Source organism: Parabacteroides sp. AF21-43 (genome assembly GCF_003635435.1).
Taxonomy (GTDB): domain Bacteria; phylum Bacteroidota; class Bacteroidia; order Bacteroidales; family Tannerellaceae; genus Parabacteroides; species Parabacteroides distasonis.
On the sequence record NZ_QTMG01000001.1, the window covers coordinates 209,946 to 229,949 of the forward strand.

Sequence of the window (20,004 nt, forward strand, 5' to 3'; positions counted from 1 at the left end):
AACCTTAACTAAAACGCCAAAACCAATTATATCAAACACAAAAGGTATTTTTACATTGGTCTAAAGAATTGAGAATTAAAAACACAACTAGAAAACGACTGCCTGAGAAGGTAGTCGTTTTTGCATTTATAGTCTTCAACCCCTTTGTAACCCGGAATAAATATGTATATTTGTCTTCGCAATTTTTAATCACCATAAATTTAAAAGAAGAAAGTATGGAAAACAACAAACCTGCCAATAACGAGATTCAGATCGAGTTATCTGAAGAGATGGCACAAGGAACTTACGCCAATTTGGCTATTATATCTCATTCAAGCTCTGAATTTATCCTAGATTTCATCCGGGTGGTTCCGGGAGCTCCTAAGGCACAAGTGAAAAGTCGCGTAATCTTAACTCCGGATAACGCTCAACGTTTGTTATTCGCTTTGCAAGACAATATCAAGAAATTTGGGGAGCAACTTCAAGCAGGAAATAATAATAACAAAACAGCTAATTTTGAGGACTTCGCAGGTCCGACAGGAGAGGCTTAATAGATTTGTTTTCAGCCATAGAAAGAGTACTTTTCTACAAGAGTAGGGGAGTACTCTTTTATTGTTGGGATGGCTCGTTTACATTGAAAAACCTTGATGCCTATTCTTAGATGCTTACAATGGGCATTCTTAGGTGTTAAGAATGCCTGTTATAAACACCTAAGAATGCCCATCGTAAAGAATACCCTATCTCTCTATCCTAAAGATTAGATAATCCCATCAATATTTTCTTCAATACGGTTTGTGCGGAGATCTCACGGTTTGCCGCCTCGGGGATTACGATACTTTGCGGGCTCTCTATCACATCATCGGTAACGATCATATTGCGGCGAACCGGCAAGCAATGCATGAAATAAGCGTTATTCGTAAGCGCCATTTTCTCTGCGTCTACGGTCCAGCTACGATCTGTGCTGATTACTTGTCCGTAATTCGGATCTTTATAAGCGGACCAGTTCTTTGCGTAAATGAAATCCGCTCCTTCAAAAGCCTTCTTCTGATCGTATTCCACTTTAGCGTTGCCTACGAATCTAGGATCAAGCTCATAACCTTCCGGATGAGTGATAACAAACTCATAATCTGTAGCGTTCATCCATTCGGCAAAGCTGTTTGGTACGGCTTGCGGCAATGATTTCGGATGAGGAGCCCAAGTCATGACTACCTTCGGACGAGCTGTTTTCTTATATTCCTCTATCGTGATCAAGTCGGCGAAACTTTGCAACGGATGGCGTGTCGCCGCTTCCATGCTAAATACCGGCCGGCCGGAATGCTCGATGAACTGACTCAATATCTTTTCGTTATAATCATCTTCTTTATTCTCAAAGCGTGCGAAAGAACGGACCCCGATCACATCGCAGTAACAGCCCATTACAGGAACAGCTTCCAGCAAATGCTCCGGTTTATCACCATCCATGATAACACCTCGCTCTGTTTCCAGCTTCCATGCACCTTGGTTAACGTCCAAAACGATCGTGTTCATACCTAAGTTCATGGCAGCCTTTTGGGTGCTTAAGCGGGTACGTAGGCTTGAGTTGAAAAATATCATCAACAACGTCTTGTTTTTTCCCAGTTCACTAAACTGGAAACGATCTTTCTTGATCTCGAAAGCTTCATTAAGCGCTTGTTTCAAGTCACCTAAATCCTGTACGCAAGTGAAATGTCTCATATCTGTTACAATAATATTTTGTTAAAGGCAAAGATAATGACTACTTGTCAATTATCCTTTAGAAAGACCAAGGAATTGTTTAAGAGATCGTATCCGGAGGTGTTATGGGTAGTTTGAAACTGAAGGTAGAACCTTTCCCTTCCTCCGAGTTCACCCAAATGGTACCTCCCATGGCGGTGACCAGACCTTTACAGATTGAAAGTCCCAATCCGGTACCCGGTTCAAATTCGTTCAATTGCAGGAATCGCTCGAAGATGTGCCCTAGTTTGTCCTTCGGGATGCCGTTGCCTGTATCGGACACGTAAAATTGCACGCTGACCGGATACAACGATTGGTATCCGAAATGAATTTCTCCTTTCTCCGTATATCGGAGGGCGTTAGAAAGTAGTTTTTTCAAGATAAGCATAAGCTTATGTTTATCCGTGTGAAGAGATACGTTTGGAGAATCATCCAAGATTAACCGTACGTTTTCGGATATGCGGGGAGAGGCGTATTCGTATACATCGTGCATGATAGCGAGCGGATTTACATCCTCATATGACCAATTGATCGTATTGGACTCGATTCTGGACATCTCGAGTGTGTCATTGATTAATTCGAGCAAAGCCGTGTTATTTTCTTTAATCATGGAAATATACTGTTCACGCATTTCCGGATCATCTTCCAGTCCTAACATATCGGAGAAGCCGACGATGGCATTTAACGGAGTCCGGATCTCGTGCGTCATATTTGCCAGAAACGTAGATTTCAATAGGGAAAGATCCTTGGATTTCTGATGATTCGCGATAGCTAGCTCGTCGTTTTCCTTTTCGATAATGCTACCTATAATGACATGTGGGGTGCCGCTTTCATCAATATCCATGCTTTTACCCGATATTTCATACATCTTATAAGTCCCGTCTTGATTCTTCAGGTGGAAGGTGACGTTGTGAGACGATAATTTCTCGTCCCGGATTTTATTGAACAGATAGAAGAAATCCAAACTATCCTCTGGCTTACGTACGGATGATAAAGCCCTGCATATAAACCTGTTTTTATCTAATAGAGTATTGGTCGTGCCGTAGAATTGAAAACAGCGGTTACAATGCTTTTTGTCGCAAGTGGAGAAACGGTCGAAGCTGAATGAGTAAGCGGCTAATTTACCGTCTTCCAACGCTTGCCGCATCAATATCCGGCTCTCGTTCAATTGTCCCATCAATAGTTTATTTTCCCTGTCAGTTTCTTTTTCTCCCTGCTGCGTAAGCCAAAGCGTATACCCGCTAAGCCCCTGTTCATCGGTATAGATGGGTTCTACTTTAAACGTGACGGGCTCTTCGCATATAATTGCGTCACCTTTTCTTAAAGATGACTTCAAGGAATCGGTTAGTACGATGTTATTAAATAGATGTTCTATAATAAAGTCATGCTTATCTGCCAAGGAAAAATGAGCGAACATCGCCTTATTCAAGTCTATCAGATTTCCTTCCGTATCATAGATAGCCCCTCCTAAAGGACAGGAATAGAATGTATTTGAAACTAAAGTATTGAAAATATTTGAATCTATTACTGTTGACATTATTCGTTTAGATTTAAGTGTTGTTCTAGAAGAAAGAGACAGGCGAGTTCCTATATTCTCGTCTGCCCGTCTCCTTCTATGATGTATTTATAAGTCGTTAATTCAGGAAGCGCCATCGGTCCCCGGGCATGTAGCTTTTGGGTACTGATTCCGATCTCCGCCCCGAATCCGAATTGGGCCCCATCAGTAAAGGCGGTAGATACATTTGCGTATACGCAAGCGGCATCTACCAATTGCTGGAAGCGCCGGATAGTTTCCGGATCTTCGCTGATTATGCTTTCGCTATGTTTTGAACTGTACCGGGCGATATGTGATAGAGCCTCGTCTAAAGAGGATACGGTACGGATACTCATTTTGTAATCGAGGAACTCGGTACCGAAACTGTTTTCGTTAGCCTGTTGTAAAAGCGTCTCCGGATAATGTTCGGATAGAGCGGCATAAGCCGGTTCGTCCGCATAAATGATTACGTTGCTGTCCGGAAGCTTTCCACAGATATACGGAAGATCAGATAGACGTTCTCGGTGGATGATTAAGCAATCCAAGGCATTACATACGCTGACCCTCCGTGTCTTTGCGTTATTTACGATCTCACGTCCCTTGCCTTTATCTCCGGAGCGATCAAAATAGGTATGACAGATACCAGCGCCAGTCTCGATCACCGGAACTTTCGCGTGTTCCCGGACGAAGTGAATCAAGGAACTGCTTCCACGAGGAATGATTAAGTCAACCAAGCCGACCGCTCCCAGTAATTCCGCCGTAGCCTCTCGATCCGGAGGTAGTAAAGTGCATACCGCCGGATTTATACCCTGACGCTCTAATACAGAATGGATGATGCGTACCAAGGCTCGGTTAGAGAAGTCCGCATCCGATCCACCCTTTAGCACGCAAACATTACCGCTTCGGAAACATAAGGAAAAAACATCGAAGGTAACATTCGGACGAGCCTCATAGATCACACCGATCACCCCGAAAGGCACGGTTACTTTTCGGATAACCATTCCGTTCGGGCGGGTAGTCTCGCTCAAGACCTTATTTAATGGAGAAGGTAATGTCGATACATTCTCCATATCGGCGGCGATACCTTGTAGCCTTTCCTCTGTCAATTTCAGCCGGTCGTATTTCGGGTTCGCTGGGTCCATACGTTCCAGATCTTGGCGATTCGCGGCGAGTACCTCCTCCGTATGAGTCCGTAGAACCTGCGCTGTCTCCTTTAAGATCCCGATAATCGTTTGATCCGATAGCGTTATCAATTGTTTAGCCGCATCCGATGCCTGTCGCAGCATATCTTTTACATTCATACTTTTTAATCCAAATATAGATAATCATAATGTATAAGCGGTTTTAAATCCCGTTGCCCTATTTGCTTACGTGCTTCCTCGCTGTCATAGGCGGTACAGCCTACGCCGATTTGCACGCCTTCCTCATTCATTATCTTTACGATATCATCTTTTTCGAAATCACCCTCGATGCGGGTTACTCCAACCAATAATACGCTAGTCGCTTTCGGGGCGGTCAATGCCTCCTCGGCTCCTTTATTGATATGTATTTCCCCTTTGGCGAAACCCTCGGAGTGGGCGATCCATTTCTTTACGCTGCTGACGGGTTTCGAGGCCGGAATGAAACGGGTGCAGACCGTGTCGCTATCCACCGCCAATAACATCGGAAGGATATTATCCTTTTTGCCGTTGGCGATGATAACCGCAATACCTTCGTCTGCCACTTTTTGGGCGATATGACATTTCGTCAACATACCTCCCCGTCCAAAGGATGATTTGCTAGTCTGTACATATTCCGACAAATCTGTTTTCCCACATTCGATTTCCCGGATCACGGAACTATCCGGGTCCGACGGATTTCCATTGTAAATCCCGTCTATATTACTAAGAATCACCAAGGCATCCATTCCCATCATCGTAGCGATCAAGCCGGATAACTCATCATTATCCGTGAACATCAGCTCGGTTACGGATATCGTATCATTCTCATTCACGATGGGGATCACCTTGTTTTCAAGCATTACCTCCATGCAATGCTTCTGGTTTAGGTAATGCGTACGACTCCCGAAATTCTCTTTTGTAGTAAGCACTTGCCCGCAAGTCATGCCATGCTCCCGGAATAACTCGTAATACCGGTTGATCAACTTGGCCTGTCCTACCGCCGAATACAGTTGCCGGGCTGATACGGGATCCAGCTTTTTGCCGGCCTTTATCTCGCTTCGTCCGGAAGCCACGGCACCGGAGGAGATCAAGACGATCTCCATACCTTGCCGATGCAAGTCCGCTACTTGGTCAACCAACGCGGACATGCGGGTGATATCTAGCGTCCCATCCTTGCGGGTCAGGACATTACTTCCTATTTTTACAGCGATCCTTTTCAAGAAAGTTATGATTTATTATTTATTATCTTTATCCCGGATCTCTACCCGTCGGATCTTTCCGCTGATTGTTTTCGGCAGTTCGTCCACGAATTCGACAACACGGGGATATTTGTAAGGAGCGGTGACACGTTTCACGTGATTTTGCAATTCTTTGATCAAGGCATCACCCGCTTTATCCTTATAATCCTTCGCCAATACGATCGTGGCCTTTACTACCTGTCCGCGGATCTCGTCGGGGACACCGGTGATAGCACATTCCACTACCGCCGGGTGGGTCATCAAGGCACTTTCCACCTCGAACGGCCCGATACGATAGCCGGAACTCTTGATCACGTCGTCCGCGCGGCCAACGAACCATAAGTAACCATCCTCGTCACGCCAAGCCACGTCTCCCGTGTAATACAGGCCATCGTGCCAAGCTTCCCGGGTACGTTCTGCGTCCCGGTAATATTCCTTGAATAACCCGATAGGCTTGCCATTTGTTGTGTGGATCACGATCTGTCCTTGCTCGCCATCCTCCGCACGGCTTCCGTCCGGACGCAATAAATCGACATCGTACTGCGGGTTGGGAACACCCATAGAGCCCGGTTTCGGCTCCATCCACGGGAAAGTGGCGACTGTCAGAGTAGTCTCTGTCTGGCCGAAGCCTTCCATCAATTTAATGCCGGTCAGTTTATAGAACATATCGAATACGGCAGGATTCAAAGCCTCGCCGGCGATCGTACAATATTGTAAGGATGATAAATCGTATTTAGTCATATCCTCACGAATTAAGAAACGGAAGATCGTAGGAGGAGCGCAAAGCGAGGTGATCCGGTAATCCTGTATCATCTGCAACATATCAGCAGGCGTGAATTTCTCGTGGTCGTAAACAAATACGGTCGCTCCGGCGATCCATTGCCCATATAGCTTACCCCAAACCGCCTTGCCCCAGCCTGTATCTGCGATCGTCAGGTGAAGGCTGTCTTTATGCAAGTTGTGCCAGAAACTACCAGTCACGATATGCCCCAGCGGATACGTAAAGTCGTGGGCCACCATCTTGGGGTTTCCAGTCGTACCGGAGGTGAAATACATCAAAGAGATATCGTCATTGCTATTTGGGTGAGACGGGCGGACGAAAGGAGCGGCGTTTTGGATACCCTGTTGGAAATCCTCGAAACCTTCCGGTATTTCCGGCCCTACGGATACGACACTTTTTACGGTCGGTGAGTCCGGCAAAGCCTCTATGATATGTTTCGTTATCACTTTCTCTCCGGCGCAAACGATCATCTTGATATCGGCGGCATTCGCACGATAAACGATATCTTTCTTGGTCAGTAAGTGTGTAGCCGGTATCACGACAGCCCCTAATTTATGCAATGCGATGATAGAGAACCAGAATTCATAACGGCGTTTGAGTATCAGCATCACCATATCGCCGTGTCCGATCCCCAAGGATTGGAAATAAGAAGCTGTCTGGTCCGTATACCGTTTCAAGTCGGCAAACGTAAAATCAATATGCTCTCCATGATCGTTTGTCCAACATAACGCTTTCTTATCCGGTTCTTCCTCTGCCCAAGCGTCTACCACATCATATCCGAAGTTGAAGTTCTCCGGAACCTTGATCTTGAAGTTTTTAATAAAATCCTCTTGCGACTCAAACGTCGTTTTATCTATAAATCTTTCTAACATGCTGTTGATCGTTTATAAAATGACGGCCAAAAAACTGACCTTTTCCCCATCCAGCGCTTTCATACCGTGAGGAAGCTCTGAGTTAAAATAAATACTATCACCTTCTTCTAAGATAAGATCTTTATTGTTGATCTGTAGTAACAGACGTCCTTTTAATACCATATTGTATTCTTGCCCCGGATGGGAATTGAGATACATCGGCTCATCCTCTGGTTTGGGATGTACGGTTACCAAGAAGGGGTCCGCTTTACGTCCGACGAAACCGGCGGCCAATGATTGGTACTTATAGGCTTTCGTACGCTCTACGGCAACACCTTTTCCGTTACGAGTAATAAAGTACGTACTCATTTTAGGCTCGTCGCCAAACATCAACGTGGTTAATTCTACGCCATAAGCCTGTGAGATCTGGTGCAATACGCTAACGGAAATATCAACCGTGCCGCTTTCCAGCAGCAAATATTGCTCAGTCGTGAGGTTGCAGACCTTTGCCATTTCTTCCGGCGTAATCTCCAGTGCGTCCCGTAATCCGGCCAGACGCTCCGCGATTTGTTGTATCTGTTCGTTCATTTTGCTGAAGTTATTGTATTATGTCGCTCCAAAGATAGGAATAAAAAGCAAAAAGAAGGTGAAAGCCCTTGTTTTCTTTTCTAATTAACAGGTATGGCTTGTTTTTAATACAAATGACGCAGATAATACGGATAAGAATAGCAAATCCGTGTCATCTGCGTCTGAAAGATAAGCATCTAATACTTATTCAGCATTTTTCTTCAGCCATTCTAACCGGCGCTGATCCGGGAGGTGTTTTACCTTGAAATGCTCGAATGTCACATTAAATCCTTTCCCGTCGGGACAAGCGGCCATAAACCCGACTTGTACGGGGATATTGTCTTGTAGCCAAGCGTTACGCATAAGGGTGTATTCCTTATCATCGAATGAGTAGAAGATCTCCACGGCGTCCAATCTCCGGACTGCTTTTATCCATACATAAGGGATCGCTTTGTCTAAGGTGATAACGCTCCAGTCGGAGGTCTTATGCGTAACGACCGCGCTTAGGTTGTATTTACCATCCACGAACTCTATACCGGCTTTTATATAATTTTCATGATTGATACGAAGCATCAGGCCGGCTTGGTCAAAACGCTGCTTGTAATCGCCGGTTATCTTGACTTTCACTTCGAATTCACCCCCATAAGTAGCATAATAAAAAGGAGCGTCATCTACCGTAAACCCGTAATGGGAAATCCTCCAATAGTCACTTTGGGGAGTGACCTGCATGGAAAGCGACTTGTCTTTAATCTCCCATTGCTCCGGCTCGTTGAACCATTGCATCTTATCCAATGATTGCGCCCCGCAAAATTGCAAAGAGGCGACAATAACAAAACTCAGTAACACTAATTTTCTCATTTTACTTCTTATTTCTTATTTCTTATTTCTTATTTCGATTCTTTCTATTCCCGTAAGAGGTTAATGTTATTAACCTTACCTCTGGCAAAGGTAACGTGTTATTATAGATTGCGCAATGATTCTGAGATTTTATCTAGGAAGGAAAAGTAAGGGTTAATGTGTTTTTGTCTATTCGTATTTGATAACCTCGACCGGACAGCTTTCGGCAGCCTCTTTAATACCCGCCTCGAAATCATCGAAATTAACTCCTTCGTTTACACGTGAGCGATCTGTAACTGTGAATACTTCCGGGCAAATGCCCTCGCATGTACCGCAAGCGATGCAATCCTCCTCAATCCAAACTCTTTTAATTGCCATAATTTTATTCCTTTAAGATGATTAATATGTTAATGTAACAAACAACTTTCGCGGATTGTTTTCGGGAGAGGCCTTTTAGATCATTGTATAGACCGTGGAATGAGCTTATCTTTGGTTGATATATATTAACGTTTATACGCCACTGTTTTAAAATAAATTTGCTACGTTTACAGCAGAAAGTTTCATTGAATAACCATTTAAAAAATCTGAAGTATTATGGATAATGCTATTTTTAGATTTCCTAAACCCATTAATGAGCCGGTAAAAGCGTATGCTCCCGGATCAAGTGAAAAAGCATCCTTAAAGAAAGCGTTAGCGCAGATAAGTTCCGAGGAATGGGATATTCCTCTGGTAATTGGCGGAAAAGAGATCCGTACGGGTAATACCGGTAAGGTCGTTATGCCTCATGATCATCATCATGTATTGGCTACTTATCATAAGGCGGGCGAGAAAGAAGTACAAATGGCTATCGACGCCGCCATGAAAGCGCATAAGGAATGGTCAGAACTTCCATGGGTGGAACGTGCGTCTATTATGCTTCGTGTAGCTGAGTTGTTGGCTACGAAATATCGTTATATCCTGAACGCTTCGGTTATGTTGGGACAGAGCAAGAATCCGTTCCAAGCGGAGATCGACGCTCCCTGCGAATTGATCGATTTCTTGCGTTTCAGTACCTTCTACGCTAGTCAAGTATATGCCGATCAACCCTATTCCGAGACGGGTATATTGAATCGTATGGAATACCGAGCCTTGGAAGGTTTCGTGTTCTCGCTCACGCCGTTTAACTTTACGTCGATCGCTTCCAACCTGAATATGGCTCCGGCTATGATGGGTAACGTGGCGGTATGGAAACCGTCTACTACGGCGATCCATTCGAACTATTTCTTGATGAAGGTTTTCCAAGAGGCCGGTTTGCCCGATGGCGTAGTGAATTTCATCCCGGGACAGGGTAGCGTGATCGGTAAGGTGATTACGGGTAGCCGTGATTTGGCAGGATTCCATTTTACAGGCTCTACCTCTACGTTCAATACCTTATGGCGTCAGATCGGAGAGAACTTGGGGCATTATAAATCTTATCCAAAAATCGTAGGCGAGACAGGTGGCAAGAACTTTATCTTCGCTCATCCTTCCGCTCCGGCGTTGGATGTGGCTACCGCTATCGTACGCGGTGCGTTCGAGTATCAAGGGCAGAAGTGCTCGGCGGGTTCTCGGGCCTATATCCCGGCTTCTCTCTGGAAAGAGGTGAAAGATTACGTGGGCGATATGCTGAAAGAGATCAAGATGGGTGACGTGCAGGATTTCACGAACTTTGTCAATGCCGTGATCGATGAGGCTTCGTTCGATAACATCATGAGTTATATCGATTATGCGAAACAGTCTCCGGACGCGGAGGTTCTTTTTGGTGGTAACGGGGACAAATCGGTTGGTTATTTCGTGGAGCCAACGGTTATCCAGACCACGGACCCGATGTTCAAGAGCATGGTAGAGGAAATCTTCGGGCCGGTGATTACGATCTACGTATATGACGACGCTAAATATGAGGAGACTTTGGAACTTTGTGATCGAACTTCTCCGTACGGATTGACGGGTTCTATTTTCGCCCGTGATCGCTATGCGATTGATAAGGCATTCAATACCTTGCGCTATTCGGCCGGTAATTTCTATATCAATGATAAACCGACCGGCGCCGTGATCGCCCAGCAACCGTTCGGCGGTTCCCGTGCGTCTGGAACGAATGACAAGGCCGGTGGCCCGTTGAACTTGATTCGTTGGACGAATCCTCGTTGTATCAAGGAATGCTTGGTTCCTCCGACGAGCTACGGGTATCCGTTCTTAGGTGAGAAATAATTGTCATAATTAAGAAATACCAACTGATTGTGGGGGAGACGGGGCGTGCCCCGTCTCTACGCTATGACGTTACCTTTATCTACATACAATATGTTAGACTTTAACAATACCGAGATCGCTTTCTCGTCGAAGTCGCGGGGAGAACTACAAAATGCTTACTGGCTTTTTAATACGATAAAATATCCTTGGTTGGTAAAATGCGCTAAAGTAGCCACGAGTATAGCCTTGAAAATACATTTCCCGCTGGCTTGGGCGGTGAAGCCTACCTTATATAAACAGTTCGTTGGGGGAGAAACTTTACAAGACTGTTCCGCTGCCATCAACCACTTGATGAAATACAACGTGAAATCGACGCTCGATTATTCGGCGGAGAGCGAGCAGACCCCGGAGGGCATACAGGCGACTTTCGAGGAAACCTTGCGCTCGATAGATTTTGCGAAAGGAAATACGAATTTGGCCTATGCCGTATTCAAACCATCCACGATCACGACCGATGAGTTACTGGCCAAAGCTTCCGAGAAACGGGAAGAGCTTACGATAGACGATGTCCGGCATTTTCGCGAGTTCCGCGAGCGTTTTATGGCGCTTTGCCAACGGGCTTACGATAACGACGTACGTATTTTAGTGGATGCGGAGGATTATTGTTTCCAAGATGCCATTGATGCGTTGACCGATGAGGCGATGCGTAAGTTCAACAAGAAACGTGCGATCGTATTCGCTACCTTGCAAATGTATCGTCATGACCGGATGCCTTATCTGCGTCGTATCTACGATGACGCCGTGGCGAAAGGTTATATTGCGGGCGTGAAATTCGTGCGCGGGGCTTATATGGAAGCGGAGCGTGCCCGTGCGGCGGCGTTGGATTATCCCGATCCGATTTGTAAAGATAAGCAGGCCACGGACGAGAATTATGATGCGGCGGTCCGTTTCACCATGGATCATTTAGATCGTTTTGAGATGTTTATGGGAACTCATAATGAGGAGAGTAATTATAAGTTGGCGAAATTGATGGACGAGAAGGGGATCGCCCGCGATGACTCCCGTGTTTTCTTTGCGCAGCTATTGGGAATGAGCGATAATATTTCCTTCAATTTAGCCCATGCGGGATATAACGTAACCAAATACGTACCGTACGCCTCGGTAAGGGATGTACTGCCGTATTTGATCCGGCGTGCGGAAGAGAATACTTCTGTTGCGGGGCAGACCAGCCGGGAACTCCGGATGTTGGAGATGGAAATGGCTAGGCGGAAAGAACATAAACCCGCCGAGGGCAGGTAAAGTAGTTTGTCAGCATATTTCGGGGCGTATTGGTGCTGGCAAACTACTTTGTCTGCCTATTTTTATTTACTGGCCTTCAGTCCCCGGATCACGGAAGAGGTAAAACCGGAAAGTTCCATCTCATTTAGACCCTTGATCGTGATTCCGCCCGGAGTCGTTACCTTATCGATTTCCATCTCCGGGTTACTTTTATTCTCGATCAATAAATCAACGGCACCTTTCACGGTATGCGCCACGATCTCTTGCGCCTGTTTCGGATAGAAACCCAATTCCACGCCGCCTTCTATCGCCGCACGGATATAACGCAAGGCGAAAGCAATGCCACTGGAGGCCAATGCCGTTCCTGCGGCCATCAACCGCTCTTCTACCAGCATGGCGTTACCCAGCTCGTTGAAAATCCGGATGATTAGGTCCGTCTGCTCCTTGGAGGCATTGCGGGCGGAGACGAAAGTCATGCTGCTCATCACCTCGATAGCCGTATTGGGCATGATCCGGAAGATGGTGGGAGTAGCCAGACAATCGAAGTCCGTATTCTTGGTCAAATAAGTATTCAACAGGTCGAAAGTCACGCCAGCCGCTACGGATACGATCATTTGTCTCTCGAAGTCGAGCACCGACTTAATCTCATCTATAATCATTTCCACACGCCAAGGTTTAACGGCGATGATGATGATATCAGCGTTTCGTGCCGCTTCCACGTTATCATGGGTCAAGATAAAGTCCGGATCGATCTTTCTCATCTTCTCCAAGGTCTCGTCCGATTGGGCGGTACAAGTGATATCAGAGGCTTTGAACATGGTTCCTTTCGCTAAACCTCGGGCGATCGCTCCACCGATATTACCCGAACCGATAATAGATATTCTCATTTTGCAGATAATTAGTTATATTATTATGTTTTCTGAAGAGGCAAACTTAGATAAAATATCTCAAATACGTACGACTTTGTAGAGTTAGCTACGGATAAAAAACTTACATTTGCGGTCGATACGGACTTAATACTAATATAAATATATAAAATTACATGAAAAAGACAATTCTAGTTTCAAGCATGCTATTCGCTCTGGCTATGTCCGCTACGATCCAAGCGCAAGACACGGAGAAGAAGGAGAGTGAGGAGGGATTCGTGTTCACGACCGTGAAAGAGAACCCCATTACATCTGTTAAGAACCAAAATCGTGCGGGTACGTGCTGGTGCTACTCCTCGTACTCTTTCTTGGAGTCGGAGTTGCTTCGTATGGGAAAGGGCGAGTATGACTTATCCGAGATGTTTACGGTATATAACACCTATCTGGATCGTGCCGACGCTGCTGTGCGTACGCATGGGGATGTTTCGTTCTCGCAAGGTGGATCTTTCTATGATGCGCTTTATGGAATGGAAACATTCGGCTTGGTTCCGGAAGAGGAGATGCGCCCGGGCGTGATGTATTCCGATACGTTGAGTAACCATACCGAGCTTTCCGCCTTGACGGACGCTATGGTGGCCGCTATCGCCAAGGGAAAGTTACGCAAATTGCAGTCTGATGAGAATAACGCCATGTTATGGAAGAAGGCGGTCGCTGCGGTACATCAGATCTACTTGGGGGTTCCTCCTGAGAAATTCACGTATAAAGGGAAGGAATATACACCGAAATCTTTCTTCGAGTCTACAGGTTTGAAGGCTTCGGATTATGTCTCATTGACTTCTTATACGCATCATCCGTTCTATACCCAGTTCCCGCTAGAGATTCAGGATAACTGGCGTCACGGTATGTCGTATAACTTGCCGCTGGATGAGTTTATGGAGGTCTTTGATAATGCGATTAATACGGGTTATACGATCGCTTGGGGTTCCGATGTGAGCGAATCTGGTTTTACTCGTGACGGAGTGGCCGTTATGCCTGATGATGAGAAGGTACAGGAGTTGAGCGGTTCCGATATGGCTCATTGGTTGAAATTGAAACCGGAGGAAAAGAAGCTGAACACAAAACCGCAACCTCAGAAATGGTGTACGCAAGCAGAGCGCCAGTTGGCTTATGATAATTATGAGACGACCGACGACCATGGTATGCAGATCTACGGTATCGCCAAAGATCAAGAAGGTAACGAGTATTATATGGTGAAGAACTCGTGGGGAACCAACAACAAGTATAACGGTATTTGGTATGCTTCCAAAGCATTTGTCCGTTATAAGACCATGAATATCGTGGTTCATAAAGATGCCCTGCCTAAAGCGATCAAAGCCAAGTTAGGTATCAAATAATCGGTCCGCTAAGGATGGTTTAAATAAAAACTAAACCCCGATAGCTTCCGGCGATCCGGTAAGACTATCGGGGTGATCTATATATACAAAGATGTGCTGCCTATATTATTGAACAAGTTTTAGTGTGTAGTTAAGATCTGCCGCCGCTTTTTGCAACGTGTCGTTCATCAAGGTCAAGTTATCCCCTTCTACTAGGAAATAAATGACGGGTTCGCCATCACTAGGAATCAACTCGTAGATTACTGCGCTAACGTCATCGGGAGCTCCGTGCTTTACTTTTTGTTTACCGGTTGTAATGGCTTTCTGAGGAGCTTTCTTCGCCGCTCCGGTGCTTGAGGCTACTGCTTCCGGTACGGTATAAAGAGCATCCAACTCGAATACGCCTTCCTCGTCTGCGTTATCTTGTTGATAATACAAGGTTAAGTCATAATCTACATTCACGCTATCCGGAGAAGTCAGGGTTCCCTTATACTTTTTTTGGATAACCGGTCCCTTTTTAGGATCAGCCTTCAAGGAATCTCTCATATTCACGGGTTTTGCCGGTTGAGTCGCCTTAACAGAATGGATCAGTGGCAGAGACGGAGCGTCCGGAGCCGCCGACATTATGGCGAATTCTTCTTCCTCTACTTCTACGGGAACATCCTTTTGGGCTTGTTTCCCGCTACATGCGGCCAAAAATGCCATAGCCGCTACTGCGATAAAATACTTTTTCATTACCATTATTTATTTTATTAGTGACGTTTGGACATATAACATAAAATCCCCCACGATTTGTTTCGTGAGGGATCATTTTTAACTATTTACCGTGAAATATTTATTTCTTTGAAGGCTCTACCCTGTCATCCGGATAGGGAGAGGCCGGGATCGTGGAAGCGCTTCCGTCTCGTCCGGCGAAATAGTGCGGTGACATGATCTCTACGCCAGCCTCATTGAATACGTCCTGTATGTTTTGATGCAGGTCGGAATAGATATCCCCGAGTTTATCGGCGTCCTTTATATAAGCGTTGATTTGATAACAGGGATAGTAATCGCTTAGTTCGGTCTCCAATACGAAAGGCTTCGGCTCTGGCAATACCCCGGTGGTCTGGCGGGCGGCATTGATCAATAATTGATGAACTTGCCGCCAAGGTACGTCGTAGCCGATCGTAACCGTGCTGTGGATGATTAATCCGTATTGCCGTGCGGATACGCTATAATTTGTTGTATGGGAGGACATGATAAAGGAGTTCGGGATGGTCACTACCTCATTCTTAGGGGTACGTAAACGGGTGACAAACGGAGTCTTCTCGATCACGTTGCCAGTCGTCTCGTTTAGTTGGATACGGTCACCCAATTTAAAGGGCCTCATATAAGTAATGACCAGCCCTGCGATGATATTTCCGATCACCGTACTGGAACCCAACGATATGATCAAACCGACAAATACGGATATGCCTTGAAATACCCCCGAGTCCGATCCCGGCAGATAAGGATAGATCATGGCGATCATAAAGGCGTATAGCAGGAAACGGATGATATTAAACGTCGGTTGCGCCCAATCCGGGTAAAAACCTGATATTTTCAGGTTCTCGCTCTCTATCTCGTTGGCTATGTATTGGATTCCTTTTACGATGTATTTGATACAGTAATAGATCACCAAGATGATAAACAAGTTCGGAATATAGGAAGCTACCGATTTAAAGATCATCTTTACCGGCTCCAACAAGTAGGAGAATATCTTCAAGGCTAGATCTTCTGTTTGCGGGAAGATAGCGAAAAGGATCGGTACACTGATGGTTAATTGGATTAGTAACACGATCCATCGTATTACGTTGGTGAAAAACATCAATACGCGTCCTTGGCGATGTGTGTTGAGAAATTCATAATCCCGGATGGTAATAGATCTGAGTCGGTTCTGCTTTAACCAGATAATTTTCCTGCGTAGTTTCTTAAACAGATGGTTGGTCAGCTTAAACAGGAAATATTGGATGATAATTACGAGGATGAACAATAATACCCGTTTCGCTATCTGCAAGATACTATGTTGCTCCCTTAGCTCTTGTATCTTGTTTTGGATAATCGGTTGATATTGTTCTGCGAGGGCTATACGACTGAGATTTTGCCATAGGGCATCTTGATCGGTGATACTTAGGATAACCTTATCTCCGTACATGATATCCGTTACGTATTCGCTGTCATAGATATAGATGGAATCCTTCTTCAAGGAATGCGAGGTCCCGATCTTTACCATGATATTGAGGATGTCCTCAGCCCGGTCAACCGGGGTGCGGCCTCCGCGCTTGGCGTAAAGGTGAAATAAGGTATCCCCCTCTACGACTACAGGTACGCCGGGAGTCAGTGCCCGAAGGGAATCGATACGGTTTCGTTGCTCGGCCCTTTTTAGGGAGTCGGCGGTAGCGTTGCTGTTTTTCGTGCTTTCCAGCTCGTCTTTCAGTAAGATCTCGTTTAGTTTCATCTCTTGCAACTGGAGGGCTAGCTCCTGCATCTTGATGGAATCCTGCCGATGTTGCTCATCGAGCGAAAGCGTATCGGTTGGGGTAACTGGTTCCTCCGGATCATTGCCTAATGTCGTAGACAATAGTTCTTCGGCCTTTTCCCTTAATTGGGCGTTGGATACCGTTGGCAGGAAACTGATTCCTGCCAAGATCACTAATCGCAATAAAAATTGTTTCATCGAATCGTGGATTAACTATTTACCACCGGCCGGAAGATGCTCCAGCCAGTATTTAGCCATTGTCTTACGTAGGTGAAGAGTCGTTCCTTCCCTTTCGTTGATGCTATGGCTACGCATCGGGTAACTGATTTGCGTAAACATCTTTCCGTTCTTGATCAACTTGTTCACCAGCATCTCGCAATTTTGGTAATGCACGTTATCATCTCCCGTACCATGAATAAGCAGCAGATTACCTTCCAGTCCCTCGGCATAGGTAATCGGGGAACCTTTGCGGTAGCCTTCCGGATTGTTCTGCGGAGTATTCATGTAACGTTCTTGGTAGATCGTGTCGTATAGGCGCTGGTCAGCGACAAAAGCGATCGCTATACCGGTATGGAATACTTTCGGATAACGGAACATGCAGTTCAAGGTTTGACTGCCGCCGCCGCTCCATCCGGTAATGCCGATCCGGCTGGCATCGATAAACGGATGTTGACGGGCCATATCTAAAATACCCCTGCTTTGATCCTCGGAGGAGAAAGTGCCCACTTCCCCGTAAATACATTTACGCCATTCACGCCCACGAGGAGTATTCGCGCCCCGGTTCTCTATACTCACCACGATATAGCCTTGGTTCGCCATATATTGTTGCCATAAATCTCCGTTACCCCATACATCTTGTACGGTGGCGCTCGCCGGCTCGCCGTATACCTCTATGATAACCGGGTATTTCTTGGATGCGTCGAAATCGACAGGTTTTATCATCCATGCGTCCAAGGTTAGATTGCCGGACTTGACCTTGATAAATTCTTTCGGGTTTAATCCTAAGGCAGCGTATTGGTCCTTGGCTTGAGCATTATCCTCAAGCATGCGTACGGATTGATGTTTCGGAAAAGAAACCATGTCGATAACAGATGGGGTAGAGGCGTTACTATACGTATGTATGGCCCATTTGCCGGTGGGTGACATGTTGTAGCGGTGCTGTCCGGATTGTTCCATGGGGCTTACACGCTCCACTTCTCCATTGCCGAATGCTTTAGCCCGGTACAAGTAGCGTTGGGTGAAATTGTCCGGGGAGGCAATGAAATAGACCCAGCCCTTTTGTAGATCGGTCCCGACCGGCGAGATATAATCAAAATCACCTTTGGTGATGGGTTGTATCTCTTTTCCGTCACGGCTTATCCGGTATAAATGCCGCCAGCCACTACGCTCGCTTTCCCATGTGAAATAGCGGTTGTCCTTTAACCATTGTATGTTATCATTCGTGTCTAGCCATGCGGCATCCGTATCGGTGAAGATATTATTCAGCGAGTTATCGGATATCTTGGCGATCCATACCTTATTTGTATTCTGCGGGCGGTTTAGTTGCTGTATGAACAACTCGTCGCTTTCGGGGATGAATTCCATACGGGGCAGGTAGTTGTTCCGGGGATCTCCGGGTATGGCGATCCAAGTGGTGTTCCCGCCGGTAGAGGAAACGTAGCCTACTTTTACGGCTGAATTGGTGGTTCCTGCCTTGGGGTATGGGAAATGGATTACCTTTGCGTAGATGGAGTCTACATTATTAATAATGTCGAACACTCCCGTTCCTTTCGTATCGCTTTGCCAATAGGCGATATGCTTTCCGTCCGGGCTCCAGCGGAAACCATCCCGGCAACTGAACTCCTCCTCATATACCCAATCGAAGGTTCCGTTGACAATCGTATCGCTTCCGTCTTTTGTTAGCTGCGTGATTTTCCCGGAGTCTATATCTTCTACATATATATTATTGTTGGAAACATAGGCCACACGTGTGCCATCCGGAGAGAATTTAGCGAACATCATGGAGGATTCCGGCATTCCTTTTCCCAATTGACGTAAAGCGCCGTCCTTTAGGTTTAATACCCAATAGTCACCCCGTGTATCATAACGCCATACCCGTCGGGTATTGTTATAAATCAAGATTTTCTCATTATCCGCACTCCAAGAGACGCTACGTACGGGGATAGGCCTTCCGGTAGATTTGTCCGTCAATAGGGATGAGGGGATAATGACTTCACGGGAGTTATCTTTCGCTCGATAGGCGACGATATCCGTGCCTCCGGTTTGCTTATTATTTTCCAAGCGGCTATAACGTTCACCGTCTTTTAGCCAAGTCATGCTTCCGATGCCTTTTGTTTGTATGATGTTACCGGCAACTATATCCTCAAGATTCAACGCTTTTTGTGCCATGCTTATACCTCCCGACAGAAGGCTGATCGTGGCGATCGCTATTAATTTGTTTAGTTTCATGTTGTATTAGTTGGTTACTACTATATTTATGCAAAGAACGGAAAGTTAGTTGATATAACAAAATGGATTTGTATATTCGCGCCTCGGAAATCAAGAATAATCATAGTTTAATTTTATATAGAAATCGGAATGAAAGCACTTTCAATGTATGTATGGTCACTTGTAGTGATCATGATGATGGGATTTACTTCTTGTGGGGATGATGATGAGCTTCAATTCTCGGAAGAGCAATTGGCTTATATCAACAAAAACAAGGAATACATCTGGGAGAAGAAAGCGGAGAAAGACGAGAACGGTGAATTGAAATATAAGCAAGTTGTTATAGGAGGTGATACTGCCTTATATCGGATCATTCAGAAAGAAAATGAGTGGACAACGACACCTTCCGCAACCTCAGTGGTTTATTTGCTTGATCTGGAAGGAAAATATATTGACGGGAAAGTCTTTCAAAAGAAACTGGATAGATCAAGTTTTTCTATGAACGGCATTATCCCGGGCTTAAGCGGTGTCTTATTGAATATCCATCTGGATGAGACCGTGGAGGCGATTATCCCGGCTTCGCTAGGTTATGGATATGGAGATTATAGCGGTATCCCCGGAGGTTCTACTTTAATCTTTACTTTTACCTTGGATAAGGTAGAATGAATAATACCTTGATG

Annotated in this window: 17 protein-coding genes; 5 read left to right on the forward strand and 12 right to left on the reverse strand. The window is 45.6% G+C overall.

From position 1 onward, the window contains the following. Positions 1-215 precede the first annotated feature (215 nt). Complete coding sequence (locus tag DWX84_RS00925) at positions 216-530, forward strand: DUF3467 domain-containing protein (RefSeq protein WP_005854225.1); 315 nt, start codon at positions 216-218, stop codon at positions 528-530. A 199-nt stretch (positions 531-729) separates the two neighbouring features. Here DWX84_RS00925 and DWX84_RS00930 read toward each other — a convergent pair whose 3' ends face one another. From DWX84_RS00930 to DWX84_RS00965, 8 genes are all read right to left on the reverse strand, one after another. Further along, positions 730-1,692, reverse strand: a complete 963-nt coding sequence (locus DWX84_RS00930; protein ID WP_005867250.1) for an N-acetylornithine carbamoyltransferase — start codon at positions 1,690-1,692, stop codon at positions 730-732. Positions 1,693-1,771: 79 nt separating this feature from the next. Next, positions 1,772-3,247: a HAMP domain-containing sensor histidine kinase gene (locus DWX84_RS00935; protein ID WP_005867251.1), complete on the reverse strand. Its 1,476-nt coding sequence runs from the start codon at positions 3,245-3,247 to the stop codon at positions 1,772-1,774. Positions 3,248-3,297: 50 nt separating this feature from the next. Beyond that, entirely contained in the window at positions 3,298-4,545 is a 1,248-nt protein-coding gene (locus DWX84_RS00940) for a glutamate-5-semialdehyde dehydrogenase (RefSeq protein ID WP_005867252.1), read from the reverse strand. 5 nt (positions 4,546-4,550) lie between these two features. Then, positions 4,551-5,624 (reverse strand): glutamate 5-kinase, encoded by a 1,074-nt coding sequence (gene proB / locus DWX84_RS00945; RefSeq protein ID WP_005854230.1) that lies wholly within the window; start codon positions 5,622-5,624, stop codon positions 4,551-4,553. Positions 5,625-5,639: 15 nt separating this feature from the next. Continuing rightward, positions 5,640-7,295, reverse strand: coding sequence for an AMP-binding protein (locus DWX84_RS00950; protein WP_057326328.1), 1,656 nt, complete (start codon positions 7,293-7,295; stop codon positions 5,640-5,642). A 12-nt stretch (positions 7,296-7,307) separates the two neighbouring features. Then, entirely contained in the window at positions 7,308-7,862 is a 555-nt protein-coding gene (locus tag DWX84_RS00955) for a helix-turn-helix domain-containing protein (protein WP_005854235.1), read from the reverse strand. A gap of 183 nt (positions 7,863-8,045) precedes the next feature. Continuing rightward, positions 8,046-8,699, reverse strand: a complete 654-nt coding sequence (locus tag DWX84_RS00960) for a DUF1349 domain-containing protein (protein WP_005854236.1) — start codon at positions 8,697-8,699, stop codon at positions 8,046-8,048. Between the two features lie 168 nt (positions 8,700-8,867). Continuing rightward, positions 8,868-9,056, reverse strand: coding sequence for a ferredoxin (locus DWX84_RS00965; protein ID WP_005854237.1), 189 nt, complete (start codon positions 9,054-9,056; stop codon positions 8,868-8,870). 216 nt (positions 9,057-9,272) lie between these two features. Here DWX84_RS00965 and pruA point away from each other — a divergent pair, with 216 nt between their 5' ends. Together pruA and DWX84_RS00975 are read left to right on the forward strand one after the other, a co-directional pair. After that, positions 9,273-10,904, forward strand: a complete 1,632-nt coding sequence (gene pruA, locus DWX84_RS00970) for an L-glutamate gamma-semialdehyde dehydrogenase (RefSeq protein WP_005854238.1) — start codon at positions 9,273-9,275, stop codon at positions 10,902-10,904. A gap of 90 nt (positions 10,905-10,994) precedes the next feature. Next, the gene (locus DWX84_RS00975) at positions 10,995-12,182 is read left to right on the forward strand and encodes a proline dehydrogenase family protein (RefSeq protein WP_048927531.1); all 1,188 of its coding nucleotides are present in this window, start codon (positions 10,995-10,997) and stop codon (positions 12,180-12,182) included. Between the two features lie 62 nt (positions 12,183-12,244). On the opposite strand, the gene proC is transcribed toward DWX84_RS00975, so the two are convergent. Further along, entirely contained in the window at positions 12,245-13,048 is an 804-nt protein-coding gene (proC, locus tag DWX84_RS00980; RefSeq protein ID WP_048927532.1) for a pyrroline-5-carboxylate reductase, read from the reverse strand. Positions 13,049-13,203: 155 nt separating this feature from the next. Here proC and DWX84_RS00985 point away from each other — a divergent pair, with 155 nt between their 5' ends. After that, positions 13,204-14,421 carry an aminopeptidase C gene (locus DWX84_RS00985; protein ID WP_057326329.1) on the forward strand — a complete coding sequence of 406 codons (1,218 nt, stop codon included), beginning with the start codon at positions 13,204-13,206 and terminating at the stop codon, positions 14,419-14,421. Positions 14,422-14,526: 105 nt separating this feature from the next. Here DWX84_RS00985 and DWX84_RS00990 read toward each other — a convergent pair whose 3' ends face one another. The 3 genes from DWX84_RS00990 to DWX84_RS01000 form a co-directional block, all read right to left on the reverse strand. Continuing rightward, positions 14,527-15,135: a copper resistance protein NlpE gene (locus DWX84_RS00990; protein ID WP_121961013.1), complete on the reverse strand. Its 609-nt coding sequence runs from the start codon at positions 15,133-15,135 to the stop codon at positions 14,527-14,529. Positions 15,136-15,235: 100 nt separating this feature from the next. Continuing rightward, positions 15,236-17,095 (reverse strand): mechanosensitive ion channel family protein, encoded by a 1,860-nt coding sequence (locus tag DWX84_RS00995; protein WP_057326330.1) that lies wholly within the window; start codon positions 17,093-17,095, stop codon positions 15,236-15,238. 15 nt (positions 17,096-17,110) lie between these two features. Next, the gene (locus DWX84_RS01000; RefSeq protein WP_057326331.1) at positions 17,111-19,345 is read right to left on the reverse strand and encodes a S9 family peptidase; all 2,235 of its coding nucleotides are present in this window, start codon (positions 19,343-19,345) and stop codon (positions 17,111-17,113) included. Between the two features lie 129 nt (positions 19,346-19,474). Here DWX84_RS01000 and DWX84_RS01005 point away from each other — a divergent pair, with 129 nt between their 5' ends. Next, the gene (locus DWX84_RS01005; protein WP_057326332.1) at positions 19,475-19,990 is read left to right on the forward strand and encodes an FKBP-type peptidyl-prolyl cis-trans isomerase; all 516 of its coding nucleotides are present in this window, start codon (positions 19,475-19,477) and stop codon (positions 19,988-19,990) included. Positions 19,991-20,004: the final 14 nt, after the last annotated feature.